The 3,580-nt window shown below is 71.4% G+C and carries 4 protein-coding genes; 2 read left to right on the top strand and 2 right to left on the bottom strand.

Annotated features, from left to right (window positions below; all coding sequences use genetic code 11):
• On the bottom strand, positions 1-1,247 hold a 1,247-nt coding region (locus tag VOI19_RS16350; protein WP_323794027.1), incomplete at its 3' end, for an FAD-binding protein.
• Positions 1,248-1,322: 75 nt separating this feature from the next.
• On the opposite strand from VOI19_RS16350, the gene VOI19_RS16345 reads away from it, so the two are divergent.
• Both VOI19_RS16345 and VOI19_RS16340 read left to right on the top strand, forming a co-directional pair.
• A complete protein-coding gene (locus VOI19_RS16345) occupies positions 1,323-1,784 on the top strand; it encodes an NUDIX domain-containing protein (protein ID WP_323794026.1) in 462 nt (153 codons plus the stop codon).
• 94 nt (positions 1,785-1,878) lie between these two features.
• Positions 1,879-3,372 carry a potassium/proton antiporter gene (locus VOI19_RS16340; protein ID WP_323794025.1) on the top strand — a complete coding sequence of 498 codons (1,494 nt, stop codon included), beginning with the start codon at positions 1,879-1,881 and terminating at the stop codon, positions 3,370-3,372.
• Here the strand turns inward: VOI19_RS16340 and VOI19_RS16335 are convergent.
• On the bottom strand, positions 3,373-3,580 hold a 208-nt coding region (locus VOI19_RS16335; protein ID WP_323794024.1), incomplete at its 5' end, for a hypothetical protein.

Below are 3,580 nucleotides of genomic sequence, written 5' to 3'. Positions count from 1 at the left end.
AGGTCGAAGACGGCCCACGGGCCGGTGCCCTGGGGGGCGAGCCACTCGGCGCCCTTGTGGAAGTCGGGGTCCTCGCCGCGGGCGGCGTGCTCGTTGTAGCGCTCCAGCGTGGACGCCACCGAGCCTGCGGGCAGGGAGAGCGCCGACTCCAGCTCCGCGATCGTCTCGTAGCCGTCGATGAGGGGCACGAGCGGAAACTTGGGGTACTCCACGTGCTCGCTGTCGACGATCAGGTAGGCCGCCGAGCCCGGCTGCTCCATCACGAGCTGCGAGGTGCGGGAGTGATAGCTGTCCTCGGCCACGAACCGCTCGCCGGCCGCGTTGACGATGATCCCGGTCAGCAGACGCGACGGCGGGTAGACCGGCGCGGTGATGAAGGGCTCGTCCATGTGCTTGAGCTCGGCGCCGACCGACTGGCCCAGACGGATGCCGAGCCCGTCGTCGTACGTCGAGCCGAGGGTGAAGAGGTTCTTCCCGAGCGCGGGGGTGTGCTCGGCGACCATGTCGGGGTTCATCACGAAGCCGCCGGCGGCCAGGACGACGCCGCCGGCGAGCACGTGCCCGGTCTGCTCGAACGACCGCCAGGCCACGCCCACCACGGCGCCGCCGCCCTCGGGGCCGACGTCGACGACGAGGTGGGTGGCGCCCGTCTCGTAGCGGACCTCGACCCCGGCCTCCTCGATGCGTTGCCGCAGCAGGTCCATCACCAGCTTGGTGCCCTCGGTGTCGCCGGCGACCGGCACCTTGTGGCCGCGTGGGGCCGGTCGCGCGGCGTCCTTGAAGGGCCACACCTTCTCGTTGCCGGTGAACATCAGGCCCTCGGTGCCGGGCTGGATCACGGCCTTCTCGGGGTAGTAGGAGCGCTCGAAGGCGAAGCCGAGGTCCTCGAGCCACTCGAAGTGGGCCACCGAGCCCTCGCAGTAGGCGCGGATCTTGTCCTCCTCCGGCTCCTTGGACGACATCACGAGGTAGGAGTACATGTCCTCGACCGAGTCCTCGTGGCCCGTCGCGGTCTGCACCGCGGTGCCGGCCCCGAGGTAGAAGTGGCCGCCCGACATCGAGGACGTGCCGCCGTGGACCGCGGCCTTCTCGAGGAGCAGCACCCGGGCTCCCGCGCGGGCGGCGTCGAGCGCCGCGCAGCCGCCGGCGATGCCGAACCCCACGACGACGACGTCGTACGACGGGGTGTCCTCCGGCAGCGACGAGGCGGGGACGGTCTCGGGGACGGCGGTGCCCTTGGTGCTCATCCGGCAAATCTAGAACATGTTTCAGTTCTGCGCGACCAGGTGGACGCCTCAGGAATCATCGCTAGCGTGGCGGGCGTGCACTTCACCGAGTACGACACCCGGGTCGCCGCCTACGCCGTGATCGTCGACGACGCCGAGCGCATCCTGCTCACCTGGTACAACGGCGAGGGCAGCCACGACCCCGGCTGGAGCCTGCCCGGCGGCGGCGTCGACTACGACGAGACCCTCGAGCAGGCCGTCGTGCGCGAGGTGCGCGAGGAGGCCGGCTACGACGTCGAGGTCGGTGCCCCGCTCACCACGCAGGCCTGGGGCCACCGCAACGGCACCACGCGTTCGGACAAGCCCTACAAGGCGGTCAAGGTCCTCTTCGCCGCCACCATCACCGGGGGCGTGCTCGGCACCCTCGAGGTGGGCGGCAGCACCGACTTCGCCGAGTGGGTGCCTCTGGCCGACCTCGACCAGCGCGGACGGCGAGCCTCCGTGGTCGACGTGGGCATCGCCGCCTGGGCCCGTCAGCGCGAGACCTCACCCGCCTAGGACGGCGCCGGCGTCTCGACCCGGACGGTCGTGACGCTCGACGGGGCCCGGCGCCGATAGACTTCGGCTCCGCCACCCCCACACCAGAGGTGACATGTCCTTCGACGTCGAGCAGCTCGACAGGTTCGTGCTGATCGGCGCTGCGGTCACGCTGCTCGCGATCCTCGCGGTGCGCCTCTCCTCGCGCGCCGGACTGCCCAGCCTGTTGATCTACCTGCTGATGGGCGTGGCCCTCGGTGAGTCAGGGATCGGGATCGGGTTCGAGGACGCCGAGCTCGCCCACTCCCTCGGGTTCGCGGCGCTGCTCCTGATCCTGGCCGAGGGCGGTCTCACCACCAACTGGCGCGAGGCGAAACCCTCGATGCGTCTCGGGGCGTCGTTGGCGACGCTCGGCATCGGGGTGTCGGTCGCGATCATGGCCGTGGGCGGCCACTACGTGCTCGGACTCCCGTGGGAGCTGGCCATCCTGCTCGGGGCGGTCTGCTCTCCCACCGACGCGGCGGCCGTGTTCTCGGTGCTGCGGGTCGTGCCCCTGCCGCAACGGCTGGTGGGGTCGCTGGAGGCGGAGTCGGGGCTCAACGACGCCCCCACGGTCGTGCTGGTCACGCTGATCTCCACCGGCGCCGTCGTCGAGCACGGGGTGTTCGGCACCGCCGGCATCATCGTCTTCGAGCTCGTCGCCGGCACCGCAGCGGGCCTCGCGGTCGGGTTCGGCGGCGCCTGGGTGATGCGGCGGGTGGCCCTGCCGTCGTCCGGCCTCTACCCGCTCGCCGTCCTCACGCTCACCCTGCTCGCCTACGGCACGGCTTCGGCGGTGCACGCCAGCGGCTTCGCCGCGGTCTACGTCTCCGCGCTGGTGCTCGGCAACTCCGAGCTCCCGCACCGAGGCGCCACCAAGTCGTTCGCCGAGGGCGTCGCCTGGCTGGCGCAGATCGGCCTCTTCGTCATGCTGGGCCTGCTCCTGTCGCCGGGCCGGATCACGCTGTCGACGGTCGGCACGGCCATCCTGGCCGGTCTGATCCTGACCTTCGTCGCCCGCCCGATCTCGGTGGCCGTGAGCGCGGTGGTGCAACCTCTGCCCTGGCGTGAGCTCTCGTTCGTCTCGTGGGCGGGGCTGCGCGGCGCCGTCCCGATCGTGCTCACCACGATCCCCCTGGCCGAGGGTGTCGACGACGCCGAGCGTCTCTTCGACATCGTCTTCGTGATGGTCGTCGTCTACACCCTGCTCACCGGGCCGACCCTGCCGCTCGTGGCGAGGGTGCTCAAGGTGGCGCGGCGCTCCGAGCCCCGCGACCTCGATCTCGAGGCCGCCCCGCTCGAGCGGGTCGCGGCCGACCTCCTCCAGATCACGATCAGTCCGGTCTCCCGGCTGCACGGCGTCGAGGTGGGCGAGCTCCGGTTGCCGTCCGGAGCCTCGGTCTCGCTGGTCATCCGTGAAGGACGCACCCTGGTGCCCGAGTCGCGCACGGTCCTGCGGCACCTCGACAACCTGCTGGTCGTCACGCCTCGCAAGCAGCGCGAGGCCTGCGAGCGGCGGCTGCGCGAGGTCAGCGCCCGTGGGCGTCTCGCACAGTGGCTCGACGACTGATCAGGACTCGTCGGACTCCGCGTCGTCCGACTCGGGCGCGTCGGGCGTCGGGGTCTCGGGGGGCAGCGTGGGCACGCAGGTGGTCTCGTCGTCCGACGCCTCCATCTGCGCGGCGCCGTCCTTGACGTCACGGAACTTGGTGCCGACCACGACGTTGATCCCGGGGAGGGTGCCCTCGCGCTCGACGACGGTGACCTTGCCCTTGAGG

Origin of the sequence: Nocardioides sp. (assembly GCF_034670285.1) — a bacterium.
Lineage (GTDB): Bacteria > Actinomycetota > Actinomycetes > Propionibacteriales > Nocardioidaceae > Nocardioides.
Note: the sequence above shows the minus strand (reverse complement) of the source record. Positions and strands in the feature narration are given on the sequence as shown.

Excerpts from the sequence above, each read along its gene's own strand:
- VOI19_RS16340 (WP_323794025.1), top strand. The coding sequence starts at position 1,879 with ATGTCCTTCGACGTCGAGCAGCTCGACAGGTTCGTGCTGATCGGCGCT.